Origin of the sequence: Paraclostridium benzoelyticum, from assembly GCF_001006285.1 — a bacterium.
GTDB lineage: Bacteria > Bacillota > Clostridia > Peptostreptococcales > Peptostreptococcaceae > Paraclostridium > Paraclostridium benzoelyticum.
The window spans coordinates 1-961 of sequence record NZ_LBBT01000303.1 but is presented as its reverse complement, the minus strand read 5'-3'; the positions used below and the strand labels follow the sequence as shown (position 1 = coordinate 961).

The following is a 961-nucleotide window of genomic DNA, read 5'->3' as shown; positions in this document are numbered from 1 at the left end:
ATAAATATAATTTAATATAATGCATAAACTAGATGATATAAGACCAAATTCATCTAATTTTAAATTTTTTAAATACTCAGTTGAAAAATATTTATTTAATATGTTTTCATCTAAATAACTTTCATCAAAATTTTCATTTATATATATATTGCTTAAAGTAGCTATATTTCTTATTTTTTCAACGGTGTTTAAATCATTTGCGATTATCTCAGTAGGATGAATTTTAGCTATTTCTTCTACTAATTTTTCTTCACTTAAATATGTTGCATTAACTTCTCCTGTACTTATATCTGTATATGAAATACCTATTTTCTCACCATCTGTGTACATGGCCAATAGATAATTATTTTTCTTATTCTCTAATAAAGCTCCTTCAAGTACTGTACCTGGAGTTATTACTCTTACTACATCTCTCTTTACTATTCCTTTTGAAGCATTTACATCTTCAACTTGTTCACATATTGCTACTTTATATCCGTTTTCAACTAATTTCGATATATAGTTTTGTGAAGAGTGAAATGGTATCCCACACATAGGTGCTCTTTCATCCATACCACATTCTCTTCCTGTAAGTGCTATTTCTAAAGTTTTAGAAGCTACTATTGCATCTTCAAAAAACATTTCATAAAAATCTCCAAGCCTAAAAAACATTATGCAATCATTATATCTATTTTTAACTTCAAAGTACTGTCTCATCATAGGAGTTAATTTACTTCTATCTATATTCATACTCTTTGCCTCCTTTACATTCTACATATTATATCATATTTGGGTGTTTATACTTATATCTATATTCATATCTTTTCAATTTTTAAATTAACATATAATATATCACCATTTATAAATATTTGTCATATAATCTATTATAGTAAATTTTAATATAGGTATTATTATTATCCCTACAAAAAATTCACTTAATCCTAATGTTGCCGTTAATGAGTCTACACCACTAACTAAAAAT

1 protein-coding gene is annotated in these 961 nt (G+C 25.4%); it reads right to left on the bottom strand.

Features of this window, described 5'->3' with window-relative positions; genetic code table 11:
• Positions 1-729 (bottom strand): MutS N-terminal domain-containing protein (locus tag VN21_RS15075; RefSeq protein WP_046823981.1); only part of this gene is annotated, 729 nt, incomplete at its 3' end.
• Positions 730-961 lie beyond the last annotated feature (232 nt).